This is a genomic window from Streptomyces sp. NPDC046379 (assembly GCF_055587785.1).
The window spans coordinates 44,626-62,346 of sequence record NZ_JBVJFP010000002.1 but is presented as its reverse complement, the minus strand read 5'-3'; the positions used below and the strand labels follow the sequence as shown (position 1 = coordinate 62,346).

The window sequence follows — 17,721 nt, the reverse complement described above, 5'->3', positions numbered from 1 at the left end:
CATACACCCAGGCACGTGGTCACGTAAGCGAATTCGCGGTTTTTCACTCGAACGTGTGTTTGGCGCAACCTTTCGAAACCATCTACCGTTGTCCAGCAGGGAGACCATCGAGAGGGGCCGACGTGACCACCACCGCAGACAGTGCCGCCATCACCGCCCAGGACCGCTCCCAGGGCCGACTCGAGCCGGTGCATGCGATGAACGAATCCGTGAATCCCGAGGGGCACAAGCGCTCCCTGCCGGGCCGACCTCCAGGCATCAGGGCGGACAGCTCCGGGCTCACCGATCGGCAGCGCCGGGTGATCGAGGTCATCAGGGACTCCGTGCAGCGCCGGGGCTACCCGCCGTCGATGCGGGAGATCGGCCAGGCGGTCGGCCTGTCCAGCACGTCCTCCGTGGCGCACCAGCTGATGGCACTGGAGCGCAAGGGCTTCCTGCGCCGCGACCCGCACCGCCCGCGCGCCTACGAGGTGCGCGGCTCCGACCAGGCAGCCTCCGTGCAGCCCACCGACACCGCGGGCAAGCCGGCCGCGTCCTACGTCCCGCTGGTCGGCCGGATCGCCGCCGGTGGCCCGATCCTCGCCGAAGAGTCGGTGGAGGACGTGTTCCCGCTGCCCCGGCAGCTGGTCGGCGACGGCGAGCTGTTCGTGCTGAAGGTCGTCGGCGACTCCATGATCGAGGCCGCGATCTGCGACGGCGACTGGGTCACCGTGCGGCGCCAGCCCGTCGCCGAGAACGGAGACATCGTGGCCGCAATGCTCGACGGCGAGGCCACCGTCAAGCGCTTCAAGCGCGAGGACGGCCACGTGTGGCTGCTCCCGCACAACTCCGCGTACGAGCCGATCCCCGGCGACGACGCGACGATCCTCGGCAAGGTGGTGGCAGTCCTGCGGCGCGTCTGACGCCTGCAGCGGGCGGCCGTCGTCCCCTCGGCCGCCGCCCTCCCTGACCGGGCCCCGGGACCCCTGCGCCGGTTCCGGGGTCTGCTTTTGCGGCTGAACCGGCGCCGCTCCCGCGGACCTGTTTGACGGCCGTAGTGGTTGCTCAAGCGACGGGCGCGGAGGGCGCCGCCGCGTTCACTGCCCGTCAGCCGTTGCCTTGGCGTCGATCGCGGCCAGCGACTTCCGTACCTGGTTGGGGTCCGTCGTGTACCAGAAGTCGGGCAGGGACGCCTTGAGATAGCTGCCGTACCGGGCCGTGGCCAGCCGCTGGTCCAGCACCGCGACCACGCCGCGGTCCCCCGACGCCCGTACGAGACGGCCGGCGCCCTGCGCCATCAGCAGCGCCGCGTGGGTGGCGGCCACCGCCATGAAACCGTTGCCCCCGGCCTCCTCCACCGCCTTCTGGCGGGCGCTCATCAGCGGATCGTCCGGGCGCGGGAACGGGATCTTGTCCATGACGACCAACTGGCAGCTGGGCCCGGGCACGTCCACCCCCTGCCACAGCGACAGCGTCCCGAACAGGCACGTCCTGGGATCGGCCGCGAAGTTCTTGATCAGCTCACCTAGGGTCTCCTCGCCCTGGAGCAGGATCGGGTACTCCGGGATGCGGGTGCGCAGCTCCTCGGCCGCGAGCTGGGCGGCCCGCATCGAGGAGAACAGGCCGAGGGTCCGGCCGCCCGCCGCCTGGATCAGCTCCGTCAGCTCGTCCAGCATGTCGGCCCGGTCGCCGTCCCGCGCGGGCCGGGCCAGATGCTTGGCGACGTAGAGGATGCCCTGCTTGGGGTAGTCGAACGGCGAGCCGACGTCGACGCCCTTCCACTGCGGCAGATCCTCGCCCTCCATGCCCTCCGGGCCCAGGCCGAGGGAGGCGCCGACACCGTTGAAGTCGCCGCCCAGCTTGAGCGTCGCCGAGGTGAGGACCACCGAGCGGTCGGCGAAGAGCTTCTCCCGCAGCAGGCCCGAGACGGACATCGGGGCGACCCGCAGCGAGGCCCCGAAGCGGTCGTGCCGCTCGTACCAGACGACGTCCCACTCCGAGCCGTGGGTGATCCGCTCCGCCACGTCGTGCACGGACTCCACGGAGGCCAGCGCCTGCTTGCGGACCGCGTCCTCGTCCTGCACGGACCGGTCACGCGTCGCGCCGATCGCCGAGATCACCGTGCGACAGGCGTCGCGCAGCGCCGTGAGGGCGTAGCCGAGATCCTCGGGGATCTCCTCCAAGCGGCCCGGCAGGGCCAGCTCCATCAGCCGCTCGAAGCCCTCGGCGGCGGTCTGGAGCTGGTCGGCGGCCTTCTCGTTCACCAGCTTCGCCGCGCGCCGCACCGCCCGGTTGACCTGCCCCGGGGTCAGCTCGCCGGTGGCGACCCCGGTGACCCGCGAGACCAGCTCGTGCGCCTCGTCCACGATCAGCACCTCGTGCTGCGGAAGGACCGGCGCGCCCTCGATGGCGTCGATCGCGAGCAGCGCGTGGTTGGTGACGACGACGTCGGCGAGCTTGGCGCGCTCCCTGGCCGTCTCGGCGAAGCACTCGGCACCGTACGCGCATTTGCTTGCGCCCAGGCACTCGCGCGAGGAGACCGACACCTGCTGCCAGGCGCGGTCCGAGACGCCCGGCGTGAGGTCGTCGCGGTCGCCGGTCTCCGTCTCGTCGGACCAGTCGCGCAGCCGGAGCAGATCCTGGCCGAGCCTGCTGGTGGGCGCCGCGGCCTCGAACTGGTCGAACAGCCCTTCCTCCTCGTCCTGCGGGACGCCCTCGTGGAGGCGGTGCAGGCACAGGTAGTTCGACCGGCCCTTGAGCATCGCGAACTCCGGACGGCGGCGCAGCAGCGGGTGCAGGGCCTCGACCGTGCGGGGCAGGTCCCGTTCCACCAGCTGGCGCTGCAGCGCGAGGGTCGCCGTCGCGACGACGACGCGCTCCCCGTGCGCCAGGGCGGGCACCAGATAGCCGAGCGACTTTCCGGTGCCGGTGCCCGCCTGGACCAGCAGATGGGTTCCGTCGTCGATGGCCTGGCCGACGGCTTCCGCCATGGTCACCTGACCGGGGCGCTCCGTGCCGCCGACGGCTGCGACGGCGGCGTGCAGGAGTTCGGGGAGTGAGGGCTTCGTCATAGCTCGACCACCCTACGGCCCGCCACTGACAATGAGGTCATCGCGCGCTACAGGAGGTGCCGCAGGGACCGGTCGCGGATCATCAGCGCGGCCCGCTTGCCGGGCAGCTCGACCTCGGCGGCGAACCGGAAGCCGGCGCCGAGGAAGGCGGCCACGGACGGGACGTTGCGCACGTCCGGCTCGGCAAGGACGCGGGCGCACGCCGGCCGGTGCGCGAACACCAGATCGGCGACGGCCCTGAGCAGGCAGGCGCCCACGCCCCGCCCCCGGTCGGCGGCTTCCCCGATGAGCAGGTGAACGCCGGTGTCGTGCGGGCGGGCGGGGCAGTGCCGGGCGAGCGGGTCCAGGTCGGCGCGGTAGATCTCCCAGTAGCTCATCGGCGTGCCGTCGAGGACGCCGAGGCAGGGCACGCTGCGTCCGTCGCCGTCGAGCCGGGTCCGCAGGTGTTCCTCGGTCCGGCGCTCGGGCCCGGCCAGCTCCCAGAACTCGGCGACCGCCGGGTCGTTCATCCAGCGGGCGACGAGGGGGAGGTCGTCCGGGAGGCGTACGGGAACGAGGCGGAAGGCGCCGAGGGGGGTGGGGGCCGGGCTCCACTCGCCCACCTGGTCGAGCAAAGCCTCGGGGGCCGGCGGAAGGACCGGGAGGCCGCGGGGGACGGCGTACCGCGGCGCGCCGGCCTCGGCAGCCTCGGCGGCCTCCACGGCCTCGGTGGTCTCCACCGTCTCGGCGGTCTCGGTGGTCTGGGCGGCCTGCGCGGCGAGGAGGGCGGCGAGTTCGCCGGGCAGGCCCAGGTCCAGCGTGTCCTCGGTGTCGGGGCTCGCGTCGGTGGGGGGCACGGAGGGCTCCTCTCGAAGGGGTCAGGGACGGAGCGGGTTGGCGACGGCGACGTAGACGGACTGGGTGTCGACGGGGCCGACGAGTTCGTCGAGGCCGTGCAGCCGGGTCAGCAGGTTCGCCTTGCAGCGCAGGACCGGCGCGTCGAGCAGCCGGGCGGGCAGCGGGGTGCGCAGCCGTCGGGGCCCGGTGGCCGCCCCTTCGAGGAACCGTCGGAAGGCGGCGAGCAGCAGCCGCTCGTCGGCGAGTCGCTGCGCCCCGAACGCGCCGATCAGGCCGAACACGTTGTTGATCGCCAGGTAGTAAACGAACCGTTCGTCGGCGACCTCGTCCGGGACGAAGGTGTCGCTGCGGGCGCCGATGCCCGGCAGCCGGGACTCCAGGTCCGCGCGCCGGGACTCGCGGAAGTAGTAGCCCTGGTTGTCGCGGTAACGGCCGCCCACGGGCCAGCCGTCGCCGTCCAGCAGGACGAGGGTGTTCTGCTGATGGGCCTCCAGGGCGACGCCCGCCTCGGCGTCCAGCCAGAGAACGGGGCGGACGACCTGTTCCAGGTAGCGCAGGAACCACTCGGCCGCGACGGCTTCCCGTGGCCGCCCGGTCCGGGCCGCCAGCCTCGTCACCGCGCGGGCGAGCCGGGAGCCCGGTGAGGCGAGGGGGCCGGGGGCGGTGAGTGCGGCGACGCAGGTGACGTCGTCGGCCGGGGAAAAGGGGTTGTGCCGGATCATCACGTCGAGTCCGGGCACGGGGCCGCCGTCGGGTCCGTCGACGGCGAGCCACGCCGGGTCGCGCACGATGTCGAAGCCGGGGTGCGCGGCCCGCCACCGCCGGGACAGGCCGCCGCGCAGCAGCCGGTGGACCTCGACGCCCCGGTGCAGTTCCTTGCGCAGGTGCTCACGCCGGGAATTGGTGATGCGCAGCCCCAGGGAGAGCTTGAGCATGGCCGGGGCATGGGTCCGGTGGACGGTGCGGACCGAGGAGGTGGGGTGCCAGGGGGAACCGTGGGCGCCCAGGTCGCGGAGCAGCCCGGCGTCGAGGAGGGCGGCGGTCTCGGGGCGGTGCCGGACCTCGCGTGCCTGCCAGGGGTGCAGGGGCAGGGCGGCGTACCCGTCGGGCAGGGGGAGGCCGTCTCCGGCGAGGCGGGCGGTCAGGTCGGGGGCGGGGACGGTTCGGCCGCCCTCGGTCCAGGCCGAGTCGGTGGCGAGGGCGCCGGGTGCGACCGCCATCCAGTGCAGGGGGAAGGAGCCGCGCAGCTCGGGCGAGTACCGGCGGGCCTCGGCCTCGGTCAGGCCCTCCCGGCTCTTGGGCGCGGGGTGCAGCGGGTGGCCGAGCAGCAGCGCCTGTTCCGCCGCGAGGAAGCGGTCGACGGGGTCGGGTCCGCGGTCGCCGAGGAAGGCTGCCGTACGGCGGACCGAGTCGGCGACGCGGGCGACGAGGTCGGCTCCCGCACCGCCGTCCGGGCGCTCGCGGGCGAGCAGGGCGGCGAGGGCGACGGCGTCGAGCGGCGGGGCGCAGGCGGCGCCTGCCGGGGAGGGCGGGCCGAAGCGGTGCAGACCCGTGGGGGACCAGTGGCGCACCGGGACGCGCAGGGCGGTGCCGCTGGCGGGCAGGGGGACGTGCAGCACGCCGTCGTGCGGCGCGGGCAGACCGGTCTCGCGCACCCAGCAGCGCAGCAGGTTCTCCACGGCCGCCGCCTGGGCCGCGGCGTGTGCGTCGGCGCCGTCCGGACCGCTGCGCTGTCCGGGAGCCTGCCGGTCGGTGGCGGGTCGGGGGATCGGGGTGGCGGTGGTGATCAAGCGGGGTCCTTGAGGAGGTGGGGGGGTGGTCGGTGGTGAGTGGCCGCCGGTCGGCGCGCCACCGCGGCTGGGAGGTGGCCGGCCGATCCGGCGCCGTTGTGGCCTGCTCTTCGCCGATGATCGGGGCGGCAGCAGCGGTACGACGCCATGGCGCACTCCGACGACCGGGGCCCCGGCGCGGCGCTCCCGGTGGGCGGCGGCCGGCGTCGGAGCGTGCGGGGCAGGGGCAGTCCTGGCCGTCGTACCGGCAGCAGCGGCCGGCCGGCGGGCACGGCATGTGTCGACCGGCCGCACCGGCATCTGTGGACCGGTCGCCGCGGCAGACGCGTCGGACCGGCTGCCGCGCCGCAGGTCGGAACTGTCGGCGGGGCGGTCCGGTACGCGGTCGCCGCGCTGGACGACGACGGCATCCACCGCCTACGACGGCGACCACCGCAGCCGGCTCCCCCGCTCCCCCGACGCGCACGCGCGCACCCGGCGACCCCTCGCGCCGGCAACCTCGGCAGCCGCCCCGCGCGGGAGCCGCCCTCGCCCGGCGTCACCCGGTCGGGCACGCGCGAGCACGCGCGGATGTCCGGGACTTCGGGGACCGCGTCTCGTACGGCCGGGCGCCGATGGCCCCACCCCGAAGGTCCGGCGTCGCAGACCGCACGCGTCCGTGGGGCCGGTGCGGGCGCCGGTCGGCGACGGAGCGTCCCCTCGGTCACGTCACGGCTCCCGTCCTCGCGCTGCGGGGGCCGTGCGCCGGTCGCTCACGCCGCCCGGGCACGGGAGCGCGGCCCCGGGCCCCACCGCTACAACAGCCGTCCGCCCGCCGGGTTACGGGTGAGGACAAGATCCCCGGCCGAGGTCCCGACCGTGATCCCGGCCGGGATTCCGGCCGTCCGCCGCACGGACCGCCAGGTCAGACGGCTTGTATCCGAACCGTTGCCGTTCCGTCGGAAGTCCCCCACAGCGAGCGCATAGTGTGAGGTGCCGTTCCCGGACGGCCGTGTGTTCCGGCCGGAGCCCCATGGGTTCGGTCCGGGATCTCAACTGCCGCGCCTATCAGTCCACATCAGTTCGTCCACATCAGGGGGAGAAGCACCATGCGATCCACACGGCCGTCGTTCACCGCTCGCCGCGAGAGGGGCGCGCGCCGCAGAACCTCCCCCGTGCTGGGCGCCGTTGCGCTGGCCTCCGTGCTCGCGCTCACCGCCACGGCGTGCGACTCGGGCGGCTCCGAGGCGGACGCCCAGGCGTCGGCCTCCTCGGTGGCGGGGGGCGACGGCAAGATATCGATCCCCGACGACCTGAAGGACCGCCTCAAGGAACACGGGATCGACCTGGACAAGTGGCGGGACGGCGCCTGGAAGGACTGGGACCGGCAGGACTGGCTGCGCGAGGCCGAGGACTTCGTCAACCCGATCATCGAGGACCTCTGGGACCCGGACCGGATGCGCGAGGCCGAGGAGCCGGAGCAGGAGGTCGACGAGGGCGACATCTCCGGTGACCAGGGCGTGACCGACCCGGAGCCGCAGCCGGTGGAGGCGCAGCCCGTTCCGGCCTCGTACCACGCCAACGTCCCCGAGGCGGGCAAGGTTTTCTTCGACGCTCCGGGCGGGACGATGGTCTGCTCGGCGACGGTCGTGGCCGACCCCGCCAACCCGGGCAAGTCCAACCTGGTGTGGACGGCGGGCCATTGCGTGCACGCCGGCAAGAGCGGCGGCTGGTACCGCAACATCGCGTTCGTGCCGTCGTACAACGACTCGGGCATGACGGCCGAGCAGCTGCAGAGCGCGGCCAAGGAGCAGGTCGCTCCGCACGGCGTCTGGTGGGGCGACTGGGTGCAGACCTCCGACCAGTGGATCGAGCAGGGCGGCGCGACGGGCGGCGACGGCGCCGCGTACGACTTCGCCGTGCTGCATGTGACGCCGGAGGAGGGCAGCGGCGGCAAGTCGCTGGAGGAGACGGTCGGTTCGGCCCTGCCGGTGGACTTCGCCGCGCCGTCCGCCGCCGAGACGGACAGCGTGACCGCGACGGGCTACCCGGCGGCGGCGCCGTACGACGGGCAGACGATGTACCAGTGCCAGGACAAGCCGGGACGGCTGTCGCTGAAGGCGTCGGACCCGACGATGTACCGCATCGGCTGCACGATGACCGGCGGTTCCTCCGGCGGCGGCTGGGTCGCCACGGGCTCGGACGGCAAGCCGGCGCTGGTGTCCAACACCTCGATCGGCCCGGTGACCGGCGGCTGGCTGGCCGGTCCGCGCCTCGGCGAGGAGGCCAAGGGCGTGTTCGACGCGGTGAGCGGCAAGTTCGCCGGGCAGTGACCGGCCGACGGTGGCATGCGGAAGGGCCCGCCCCCGATCGGGGGCGGGCCCTTCCGCATGCACGGCGACCGGCGTGTGCGGCGCCGCCTAGGCGGCCGGCGCCGGGATGTACGGCGTCAGTTCCGCCGCGAGCTCCTCGTGCACCCGCACCTTGAGCAGCGTGCCCTCCGCGGTGTGCTCCTCGGACAGCACCTCGCCCTCGTCGTGGGCGCGGGCCACCAGCTTGCCGTGCGTGTACGGCACGAGCGCCTCGATCTCCACGGACGGACGCGGCAGCTCGTCGTCGATCAGCGCGAGCAGTTCGGCGATGCCCTGGCCGGTACGGGCCGAGACGGCGATGGACCGCTTCTCGATCCGCAGCAGCCGCTGGAGCACCAGCGGGTCGGCCGCGTCGGCCTTGTTGATCACGACGATCTCGGGGACGTCGGTGGCGCCGACGTCCCTGATCACCTCGCGCACGGCGGCCAGCTGCTCCTCCGGGACCGGGTGCGAACCGTCGACCACGTGCAGGATCAGGTCGGACTCGCCGACCTCCTCCATCGTGGAGCGGAACGCCTCGACCAGGTGGTGCGGCAGATGGCGGACGAAGCCGACGGTGTCGGCCAGCGTGTAGAGCCGGCCGCTCGGCGTCTCGGCCCGGCGGACGGTCGGGTCCAGGGTCGCGAACAGGGCGTTCTCGACCAGGACGCCGGCGCCGGTGAGGCGGTTGAGCAGCGACGACTTTCCGGCGTTGGTGTATCCGGCGATGGCGACCGAGGGCACCTTGTGGCGGCGGCGCTCCTGGCGCTTGACGTCGCGCCCGGTCTTCATCTCCGCGATCTCCCGGCGCATCTTCGCCATCTTCTCGCGGATCCGGCGCCGGTCCGTCTCGATCTTGGTCTCACCGGGACCGCGGGTGGCCAGCCCGCCGCCCTTGCCGCCGCCCATCTGACGGGACAGCGACTGACCCCAGCCCCGCAGCCTCGGCAGCATGTACTGCATCTGCGCGAGCGCGACCTGCGCCTTGCCCTCACGGGACTTGGCGTGCTGGGCGAAGATGTCGAGGATCAGGGCGGTGCGGTCGATGACCTTGACCTTGACGACGTCCTCGAGGTGGATCAGCTGGCCGGGGCTCAGCTCACCGTCGCAGATGACGGTGTCGGCGCCCGTCTCGAGCACGATGTCGCGCAGTTCCTCGGCCTTGCCGGAGCCGATGTAGGTGGCGGCGTCGGGCTTGTCGCGGCGCTGGATCACGCCGTCGAGCACGAGCGCGCCTGCGGTCTCCGCGAGGGCGGCCAGCTCCGCGAGGGAGTTCTCGGCGTCCTGCACGGTCCCCGTGGTCCAGACGCCGACGAGGACGACCCGCTCCAGACGGAGCTGCCGGTACTCGACCTCGGTGACGTCCTCGAGCTCGGTGGAGAGGCCCGCGACGCGGCGCAGAGCCGCGCGCTCGGAGCGGTCGAGCTGGTCGCCGTCCCGCTCACCGTCGATCTCGTGGCTCCAGGCGACGTCCTCTTCCATCAGGGCATCGGCCCGAAGACCGTCGGGGTAGTCGTGCGCGAAGCGCTTGGTGTCCTGGGAAAAGGAAGAAGAGGAGGTCATTGGATCCTTACGTCGATGTGCTGGAAGGGGGTGTCGGGTACAACGTACGAGTACCCCGGGACATTCCCCGTGACCCGTGCCGTGTCCCGGTGGCGGACCGCGCCGCCGACCCGACGATGGTCGCACGGCACGCCCCGTCTCGTCACCGCCTTATTCACCCGCCGGTCCTCCAGTCCGGGTGACCCGGCATCGGCGGGGTCTTCTCGCCGTACAGCCACCCCTCCAGGAACCGGGACAGGTCGCGTCCGGCGGTCTCGGAGGCGAGGGCGACGAAGTCGGCGGTGGTGGCGGTGGCGTCCCGGTGGCGGCTCGCCCAGGCCCGCTGCAGCCGGTCGAAGGCCGGGCGGCCGATCTCCTGGCGCAGGGCGTAGAGGATGAGGGCGGCGCCGTCGTAGACGTTGGGCCGGAAGATGCCGAGGCGGTTGCCGGGCTCGGGCGCCTTGGGCGCGGCGGGCGGTCCGCCGGCGGCGCGCCAGCGGTCGGAGGCGGCGTACGCGGTCTTCATCCGCGCCTCGACCGTGCGGCCCGACTTCTCCTCGGCGTACAGGGCCTCGTACCAGGTGGCGTGGGCCTCGTTCAGCCACACGTCGGACCAGCGGTGCGGGCTGACGCTGTTGCCGAACCACTGGTGGGCCAGCTCATGGACCATGATCGAGTCGACGTACCACGCGGGGTAGGCCGGATCGGTGAACAGTCCCCGCTCGAAGAGGGAGAGCGTCTGGGTCTCCAGGGCGAAGCCGGTGGCGGCGTCGGCGACCAGGACGCCGTAGGTCTCGAAGGGGTAGGGCCCGGCCTTGCTCTCCATCCACGCGATCTGGCCGGGGGTCTTCCGCAGCCACAGTTCGAGCGCGGCCCGGTGGCGGGTGGGGACGACGTCGCGGACGGGCAGTCCGTGCGGGCCGGTGCGGCGCAGCACGGTGGAGCGGCCGATGGAGATCTGGGCGAGTTCGGTGGCCATCGGGTGCAGGGTGCGGTACGTCCAGGTGGTGCTGGCGCCGTCGCGGTCGACGTCGGTCCGTACGCCGCCGGCGACGGCGGTGTGGCCCTCGGGGGCGGTGACGCGGACGGTGAACAGGGCCTTGTCCGAGGGGTGGTCGTTGCAGGGGAAGACCAGGTGGGCGGCGTCGGCCTGGTTGGCCAGGGCGAGGCCGTCGGCGGTGCGCAGCCAGCCGCCCTCGGGGCCCTTGCCGGGCAGGGGGTCGCTGGTGTGGGCGACGGTGATCCGCACCCGCTCTCCGGCGTCCAGCGGCTCCCGCGGGGTCACCACGAGGTCCTCGCCCGCCGCGGCGTGCGCGGCCGGCTCGCCGTCGACCTCGACCGAGTGGACCCGGCCGCGCGCGAAGTCGAGGTTGAGGCGGTCGAGCCGGGCGGTCGTCCGGGCGTCGATCACGGTGACCGCGCGCAGGGGCTTGTCGTTGCGGCCCGGGTAGATGAGGGAGAGGTCGTACGACGTCACGTCGTATCCCGGGTTCCCGAGGTGCGGGAAGAGGCGGTCTCCGACGCCGAGCGGGGCCGGCGGGGCGCTCGCGGCGACCAGGCAGGCGCAGGCGGCGCAGACCGCGGTGGCGAGCAGGGCGGGCCTGATCCGCCGCGGGGCGTTGGCGGGCGTGGTACGGGGCCGGGCGCCCCGGTCGGTGGAGGTGAGCGGCATGCATCACCGCTACCGCGCGGGCCGGGCAGCGGTGCGTGTCCCGCCTGGGTCCCACCCGAACGGGGTGGGGCGCGTTACGCCGTCGCCGTGGCGTGCGGTGCGGGTGTCGGCGTGGCGGCCGATGCCGCGGTCGCCGCGGCGCCCGGTACGGCCGTCACCGTGGGGTCCGGCGCGGCAGTCGCCGCGGTGCTCGGCGCGTCCGTCACCGCGCCGCCCCGCGTTCCTGGGCGCGACCCAGGTCGTAGCGGCCCACGTCGTAGACGCCCGGGACTTTGCGCATGGCGCGCATCAGGGCGGGCAGCGCGGTGGCGTCCGTGAGCTGGAGGGTGTACGTGTGCCGGACGCCCTGCCGGCTGGGCGGCTCCACGGTGGCCGAGACGATCTCGGCGCCCTCCAGGGCGATCGCCTCGGTGAGATCGGCGAGCAGATGCGGGCGGCCGAACGATTCGGCGACGAGCGTGACGCGGCACCCGGCGGTCTCGGCGGCGCCGTCGTTCCAGCGGACGCCGACCTCCGTGCGCCCCGCGGCCTTCATCCGCGCGACGGCGGCGCACCAGAGGCGGTGCACGGCGACCACTCCGCCGCGGACGAGGAAGCCGGTGACCACGTCGCGCGGTACGGGGGTGCAGCAGCCGGCGAGGCGGGCGCTCGCGCCGGGCCGGTCGAGGACCAGGGCGTCGGCGGTGCGGGCGGGGCGGTCCGAGGGCGCGCGGGCGGGCGCGGGGCGGGCGCCGGGGCCGTCGGGGAGGAAGCGCGGGGGCGCCTCGTCGGCCCGGGCCTCGCCAGGGGCCGGGCCGGGCTTTCCGTCGTCGTCCCCGGACGCCGTCGCATGGGCGGCGAGCCACCGCTGAATGGCGATGCGGGCGGCCGGGGTGTGCGCGTGCCCCAGCCACTGCTTGGAGGGCTCGGAGGCGGGGTCCTGGCCCATGAGCAGCTGCACGGTGTCGCCGTCCCGCAGGACGGTGCTCAGCGTCGCCAGTCGCCCGTTGACGCGGGCGCCGATGCAGGCGTGCGCGTCCTCGCCGTACTGCGCGTACGCGGCGTCCACGCAGGTGGCGCCGTCGGGCAGGCCGAGGGTGCCGCCGTCGGGGCGGAAGACGGTGATCTCGCGGTCCTGGGCGAGGTCCTCGCGCAGCGTCGACCAGAAGGTGTCGGGGTCGGGCGCGGCGCGCTGCCAGTCGAGAAGGCGGGAGAGCCAGCCGGGCCGGGTGGGGTCGACGCGTTCGCCGTCGGCCGGGGACTGCTCCTCGGGGGGCGACGCGTAGGGGTTGCCGAGGGCGATGACGCCGGCCTCGGCGACCTTGTGCATCTGGTGGGTGCGGATGAGGACTTCGCCGACCTGGCCGTCCTCGCGGGCGACGGCCGTGTGCAGCGACTGGTACAGGTTGAACTTGGGGACGGCGATGAAGTCCTTGAACTCCGAGACGACGGGCGTCATACAGGTGTGGAGTTCGCCGAGGACGCCGTAACAGTCGGCGTCCTCGTTGACCAGGACCAGCAGCCGCCCGAAGTCGGCGCCGCGCAGCCGGCCGCGTTTGCGGGAGACGCGGTGCAGGGAGACGAAGTGCCGTGGCCGGATGAGGACTTCGGCCTGGATGTCGGCCTCGCGCAGCACGCCGCGCATCTCCTCGGCCATCTCGGCGAGCGGGTCGTCGGGGCGGGAGGCGTTCTCGACGATCAACTCCCTTGTCTGCTCGTACTCCTCGGGGTGGAGGATGGCGAACACCAGGTCCTCCAGCTCGGTCTTGAGGGCCTGGACGCCGAGCCGTTCGGCGAGCGGGATGAGGACGTCGCGGGTGACCTTGGCGATGCGGACCTGTTTCTCGGGGCGCATCACGCCGAGGGTGCGCATGTTGTGCAGCCGGTCGGCGAGTTTGATCGACATCACGCGGACGTCGTTGCCGGTGGCGACGAGCATCTTGCGGAACGTCTCGGGCTCGGCGGCGGCGCCGTAGTCGACCTTCTCCAGCTTGGTGACGCCGTCCACCAGGTAGCGCACTTCCTCGCCGAACTGCTCCCGCACCTGGTCGAGGGTCACATCCGTGTCCTCGACGGTGTCGTGCAGCAGGGAGGCCGTCAACGTGGTGGTCTCCGCGCCGAGTTCGGCGAGGATCAGGGTGACGGCGAGGGGGTGGGTGATGTACGGCTCGCCGCTCTTGCGCATCTGGCCGCGGTGCGAGGACTCGGCCAGGACGTAGGCGCGGCGCAGGGGTTCGATGTCGGCGTCGGGGTGGTGGGCGCGGTGGGCGTCCACGACGTGGCCGATGGCGTCGGGGAGCCGGTCGCGGGCGGCGGGACCCAGGAGGGCGGCGCGGCCGAGGCGGCGCAGGTCGATCCGCGGCAGCGATCTCCTGCGGGGCATCGCGGGCGTCGCCCGGCCCGGCGCGGTCCCGGCGGCGGGCTCCGTGACGGCTCCGGCGACCGGGGCCGTCACGACGCCCGGACTCGGGGGGTTCGTGGCCTCCGCATTCATGGACACCTCCGGCTGCGTGGACCGGCGGACGGGGTGCCCCATGGCGGACACGGCTCAGGGACGGCGACATCTCCCCCGTCCACGCCGGTGCTTGATGCTACCGACCCCATCACGCGCGATCGGCCGCCTCTCGCCGAGCGTGAAACGGATCACCCAATCGAGCGACGATTTCGACGTTTACGGCCGAATACTGCATGCCCTGCGGGGGCGCCGACGCCCTGTCGGGCCGTCAGCGGGCCGCGGCGCGCAGCCAGTCGGCGTCGATCTCCCCCTCGGCGACGATCACGGCGGGACCGGTCATCTCGACCTCCCCGTCGGGCCGTTCGGTGATCACCAGCCGGCCGCCGGGGAGGTCGACGGTGTACGTCGTCGGGACGCCGGTGACCGCCGGGTCGGCGCCGTCGCGGCGGGCGGCGGCCACGGCGACGGCGCAGGCGCCCGTGCCGCAGGAGCGGGTTTCGCCGGAGCCGCGCTCGTGCACCCGCATCGCGACGTGCCCGGGGCCGCGGTCCACGACGAACTCGACGTTCACTCCGTCCGGGTAGGCGGCGGCCGGGCTGAACGGCGGCGGCGACAGCAGATCGCCGGCCTCGGCGAGGTCCTCGACGAAGGCGACGGCGTGCGGGTTGCCCATGTTGACGTTGCGCGCGGGCCAGCTGCGCTCCCCCACGGCGACCGTGACGTCGCCCTCCGGGAACAGGGCGCGGCCCATGCCGACGGTGATGTCGCCGTCAACTGCGCCGGCGCCGTCCTTGGCGATGTGCACGGTCTTCACGCCGGCGCGTGTGGCGACGGCGAGGTCTCCCCCGGTGGTGTGCCCGGCGCGCTGGAGGTAGCGGGCGAAGACGCGCACGCCGTTGCCGCACATCTCGGCGATCGAGCCGTCGGCGTTGCGGTAGTCCATAAACCATTCGGCCTCGGCGGCCATCTCCCGGGCCTCCGGGTGCGCGGCGGACCGCACGACGTGCAGCAGGCCGTCGCCGCCGATGCCCGCGCGCCGGTCGCACAGGGCGGCGACCGCGGCCGGGGGCAGGTCGACGGCGTTCTCCGGATCCGGGACGATCACGAAGTCGTTCTCGGTGCCGTGGCCCTTGAGGAAGGCGATCCGCGTGCTCATCCCCCGATCGTAAGGGGCGGCGCCGACAGCGCCGAAACCAGCGCCCCGGGTCAGGCGGATCGGCACCCGGCGGTCTGCGGTCGGCGGGGGTCGGCGGTGGGCGGCGCCCCGCAGCCCCGCCCCGGCGGATCAGCGCCCAGCGGTCCGCGGTCGGCCGGTGGGTCAGCGCCCCCGGCCCGTGGTCGGCCGGTGCGTCGGCTCTCCCGCTCTGTGGCCGGCCGGCGGCTCAACGCCCCACGATCCCGCCCGGCGGGCCTCAGCGCAGCCGCGCCACGCGCCACACGGCGAGCACGACGACCGCGGCCACGATCACCACGTAGGCCAGCACGACCCGCCAGTCCGGCCGCCGGCCCGATCCGCGCTGCGGCAGGCCCGGCCAGGTGGCGCCGACCTTGCGGGCGGCCATCAGGCCCCAGCCGGCCGCGCAGGAGCAGATCAGCAGCCCCAGCATGGCGATCACGGCCCCGCTGTCGCCGAAGTCGAAGGCGAGCGGGAAGGCGAACATCAGGGAGCCCAGCGCGGCCAGGCCGACGATGGGGGCGAGCTGCCACAGCCGCAGCCGGCGCTGCGGGCGCAGCTCGACCTCGACCTCGGGGCCGCCGACGTAGACCTCGTCGGGCTCGGGACCGTCGGCGGTCACGCCGTCCGGCGTCTCGTCCGGGCCGTCGGGGCTCAGACGGTCGTCGTCGCGTTCCGGTTCGCCACTGTCCGTGGTGGCGGGCTCGGTGCCTTGTGCGGTGTCGCGAGGGCCGGCCTCCATCGCCACGCGCCCTCCTGACTTGGACTCCACTTGGTCGATCGAAGCTCGATGATGGCACGCCGCCGGTTGCCCGGACGGCGGCCAGTGCGTCCCGATGCCATGACGTGATCAGGCTGTAACCGGTCGTTCGACCAACGTCAGGGCGAGCCGCGGAAGTTCCGCACGGTCCGCCGCGGCCCCACTGAGCCAGTGCACCCGCGGGTCGCGCCTGAACCACGAATCCTGACGGCGCGCGAAGCGCTTGGTGGCGCGCACGGTCTCGGCACGGGCCTCGTCCAGGGTGCACTCGCCGGCCAGCGCGGCGAGGACCTGCTGGTAGCCGAGGGCGCGTGACGCCGTGCGCCCCTCGCGCAGCCCCTGCGCCTCGAGTGCGCGCACCTCCTCGACGAGGCCGGCCTCCCACATCCGGTCCACGCGGCGCGCGATGCGCTCGTCCAGCTCCGGGCGGGCGACGTCGACGCCGATCTGCAGGGTGTCGTAGACGGAGTCGTGGCCGGGGAGGTTGGCGGTGAACGGCATGCCGGTGATCTCGATCACTTCCAGCGCCCGGACGATACGGCGTCCGTTGCCGGGCAGGATCGCCCGAGCGGCCTCGGGGTCCGCGGCGGCGAGGCGGGCGTGCAGGGCGCCGGGGCCGCGCAGGGCCAGCTCCTCCTCCAGGCGGGCCCTGACCTCGGGGTCGGTGCCGGGGAACTCGAGGTTGTCGACGGCCCCGCGCACGTACAGGCCGGAGCCGCCGACCAGGATCGGCCAGCGGCCTTCGGCGAGCAGGGCGTCGATCCGCGCGCGGGCGAGCCGCTGGTACTCGGCGACGGACGCGGTGACCGTGACGTCCCAGACGTCCAGCAGGTGGTGGGGGACGCCGCCGCGTTCCTCGGGGGTGAGCTTGGCGGTGCCGACGTCCATCCCCCGGTAGAGCTGCATGGAGTCGGCGTTGACGACCTCCCCGCCGAGCTGCTGGGCGAGGTGGACGCCCAGATCGGACTTTCCGGCCGCGGTCGGTCCGACGACGGCGATGACGCGGGGTGCGGGGGATGCGCTGCTCACCCGACCAGTCTCGCAAACTCGGCGGGCGGCGATCCCGGCGCACCCGGCGGCGCATCCGACGCTCCGGCACACCCGGCGCCTCCGGTCCGACGCCGCCGCCGGCCACCTGAGCGACGGCGAGACGCCACGTCACGCCGTCGCGAGTCGCCACGACCGCACCATCACGCCAAGACGCCGCTACGACCAGGCCGCGACCAAGTACCCCACCCCGTACGGCGCCTCCTCGGACAGCAGCGCCCCGGACAGCCCCGCGCCCTCCGCCGCGCCGGCGAGCACCTGCCAGGGCGCCCGCCCGGCCGCCTTGAGCTGCCGCGCGAGCCCGGCGTCCAGCGCCTTGAGCGCCGCGACGTCGGCCGTCCCGAGCGCCCGCGCGACGCCGGCGTCGAAGGGCTCGGCGCGCGCGTCGAGGTAGCCCGGCGCCTTGACGGTGCGGCAGGCGCTGCCGTCGCCCATCACCAGCATCGCCACCCGCCCGGCCCGCGCGGCGGCGTCCCGTCCGACGCGCGCGCACGCCTCGGCGTCGAGTTCCTCGCCGACGGCCAGACCTTCAACGGGGGCATCGGCCCACCCCGTCCGCCCCAGCAGCCACGCGGCGACGGCGAGCGAGGGCGGCAGCGGGCCGGCCGCCTCCCCCGCGTCGGGCCGCCCCAGCCGTACGTCGACGCCGACGCCGAATCCCCGGAAGGAACCGGGCGTGCCCTCGGGGTACGCGCGCGTGCCCGCCCCTTCGGCGGGTCCGACGACCACCAGCGCGTCGGGACGGGAGGCGGCGAGCACGCCGAGCGCGTCGGTGCAGGCCGCCCGCGTGGCGTCCAGTTCGTGCGCGGCCCCCGCGGCGACGGCGGGCACGAGGAGCGGCGGGCAGGGACAGACTGCGGCGGAGACAAGCATGATCGGCAGCGTATCGCCGCGGGGCGGCGCCGTCGGCATGTCACCCCTGCGCCGGGCCGGACCGAGCCCGGACGTGTCCCGCCGCCACAGGCCGGACCGGGGCTCGGCGTGTCACCCTCCGACAGGCGGGACCGGCACTCGGCCTGTCACCCGCACCGGACCGGGCCGGGAGCGAACGGACCACGGGCGCCCCGCAGCGCACCGCCCGGCAC

Annotated in this window: 12 protein-coding genes; 2 read left to right on the top strand and 10 right to left on the bottom strand. The window is 74.3% G+C overall.

Annotated elements, in window-relative coordinates; genetic code table 11:
• The first annotated feature begins 122 nt into the window (after positions 1 to 122).
• A complete protein-coding gene (gene lexA / locus ACZ6KF_RS04305) occupies positions 123 to 902 on the top strand; it encodes a transcriptional repressor LexA (RefSeq protein WP_356633123.1) in 780 nt (259 codons plus the stop codon).
• A 174-nt stretch (positions 903 to 1,076) separates the two neighbouring features.
• Here lexA and ACZ6KF_RS04300 read toward each other — a convergent pair whose 3' ends face one another.
• Genes ACZ6KF_RS04300 through ACZ6KF_RS04290 form a run of 3 tightly spaced genes read right to left on the bottom strand, consistent with a single transcriptional unit; the run spans position 1,077 to position 5,677 of the window.
• Positions 1,077 to 3,050, bottom strand: a complete 1,974-nt coding sequence (locus ACZ6KF_RS04300; RefSeq protein ID WP_469158357.1) for an ATP-dependent DNA helicase — start codon at positions 3,048 to 3,050, stop codon at positions 1,077 to 1,079.
• 47 nt (positions 3,051 to 3,097) lie between these two features.
• Positions 3,098 to 3,886 (bottom strand): GNAT family N-acetyltransferase, encoded by a 789-nt coding sequence (locus ACZ6KF_RS04295; RefSeq protein ID WP_469237225.1) that lies wholly within the window; start codon positions 3,884 to 3,886, stop codon positions 3,098 to 3,100.
• Positions 3,887 to 3,907: 21 nt separating this feature from the next.
• Complete coding sequence (locus tag ACZ6KF_RS04290; RefSeq protein WP_469237223.1) at positions 3,908 to 5,677, bottom strand: IucA/IucC family protein; 1,770 nt, start codon at positions 5,675 to 5,677, stop codon at positions 3,908 to 3,910.
• Positions 5,678 to 6,765: 1,088 nt separating this feature from the next.
• Here ACZ6KF_RS04290 and ACZ6KF_RS04285 point away from each other — a divergent pair.
• Positions 6,766 to 7,989 (top strand): trypsin-like serine peptidase, encoded by a 1,224-nt coding sequence (locus tag ACZ6KF_RS04285; protein WP_356633117.1) that lies wholly within the window; start codon positions 6,766 to 6,768, stop codon positions 7,987 to 7,989.
• Positions 7,990 to 8,076: 87 nt separating this feature from the next.
• On the opposite strand, the gene hflX is transcribed toward ACZ6KF_RS04285, so the two are convergent.
• The 7 genes from hflX to ACZ6KF_RS04250 form a co-directional block, all read right to left on the bottom strand.
• Positions 8,077 to 9,570: a GTPase HflX gene (gene hflX, locus ACZ6KF_RS04280; RefSeq protein WP_356637014.1), complete on the bottom strand. Its 1,494-nt coding sequence runs from the start codon at positions 9,568 to 9,570 to the stop codon at positions 8,077 to 8,079.
• Between the two features lie 154 nt (positions 9,571 to 9,724).
• Positions 9,725 to 11,221 (bottom strand): M1 family metallopeptidase, encoded by a 1,497-nt coding sequence (locus ACZ6KF_RS04275; RefSeq protein ID WP_469237221.1) that lies wholly within the window; start codon positions 11,219 to 11,221, stop codon positions 9,725 to 9,727.
• A gap of 202 nt (positions 11,222 to 11,423) precedes the next feature.
• The gene (locus ACZ6KF_RS04270; RefSeq protein ID WP_469237219.1) at positions 11,424 to 13,694 is read right to left on the bottom strand and encodes a RelA/SpoT family protein; all 2,271 of its coding nucleotides are present in this window, start codon (positions 13,692 to 13,694) and stop codon (positions 11,424 to 11,426) included.
• 229 nt (positions 13,695 to 13,923) lie between these two features.
• A complete protein-coding gene (gene dapF, locus ACZ6KF_RS04265) occupies positions 13,924 to 14,811 on the bottom strand; it encodes a diaminopimelate epimerase (protein ID WP_469237217.1) in 888 nt (295 codons plus the stop codon).
• Positions 14,812 to 15,067: 256 nt separating this feature from the next.
• Positions 15,068 to 15,571, bottom strand: a complete 504-nt coding sequence (locus ACZ6KF_RS04260; protein ID WP_356637049.1) for a hypothetical protein — start codon at positions 15,569 to 15,571, stop codon at positions 15,068 to 15,070.
• Between the two features lie 108 nt (positions 15,572 to 15,679).
• Positions 15,680 to 16,618, bottom strand: coding sequence for a tRNA (adenosine(37)-N6)-dimethylallyltransferase MiaA (miaA, locus tag ACZ6KF_RS04255; RefSeq protein ID WP_469158362.1), 939 nt, complete (start codon positions 16,616 to 16,618; stop codon positions 15,680 to 15,682).
• Positions 16,619 to 16,795: 177 nt separating this feature from the next.
• Positions 16,796 to 17,509, bottom strand: coding sequence for a class III extradiol dioxygenase subunit B-like domain-containing protein (locus ACZ6KF_RS04250; RefSeq protein WP_356637024.1), 714 nt, complete (start codon positions 17,507 to 17,509; stop codon positions 16,796 to 16,798).
• Positions 17,510 to 17,721 lie beyond the last annotated feature (212 nt).

What these genes read in the sequence shown, in the direction of transcription:
- ACZ6KF_RS04250 (WP_356637024.1), bottom strand. Translation starts at nt 17,509, where the DNA reads ATGCTTGTCTCCGCCGCAGTCTGTCCCTGCCCGCCGCTCCTCGTGCCC.
- hflX (WP_356637014.1), bottom strand. Translation starts at nt 9,570, where the DNA reads ATGACCTCCTCTTCTTCCTTTTCCCAGGACACCAAGCGCTTCGCGCAC.
- ACZ6KF_RS04275 (WP_469237221.1), bottom strand. Translation starts at nt 11,221, where the DNA reads ATGCCGCTCACCTCCACCGACCGGGGCGCCCGGCCCCGTACCACGCCC.
- ACZ6KF_RS04285 (WP_356633117.1), top strand. Translation starts at nt 6,766, where the DNA reads ATGCGATCCACACGGCCGTCGTTCACCGCTCGCCGCGAGAGGGGCGCG.
- dapF (WP_469237217.1), bottom strand. Translation starts at nt 14,811, where the DNA reads ATGAGCACGCGGATCGCCTTCCTCAAGGGCCACGGCACCGAGAACGAC.
- ACZ6KF_RS04300 (WP_469158357.1), bottom strand. Translation starts at nt 3,050, where the DNA reads ATGACGAAGCCCTCACTCCCCGAACTCCTGCACGCCGCCGTCGCAGCC.
- ACZ6KF_RS04260 (WP_356637049.1), bottom strand. Translation starts at nt 15,571, where the DNA reads ATGGAGGCCGGCCCTCGCGACACCGCACAAGGCACCGAGCCCGCCACC.
- ACZ6KF_RS04270 (WP_469237219.1), bottom strand. Translation starts at nt 13,694, where the DNA reads ATGAATGCGGAGGCCACGAACCCCCCGAGTCCGGGCGTCGTGACGGCC.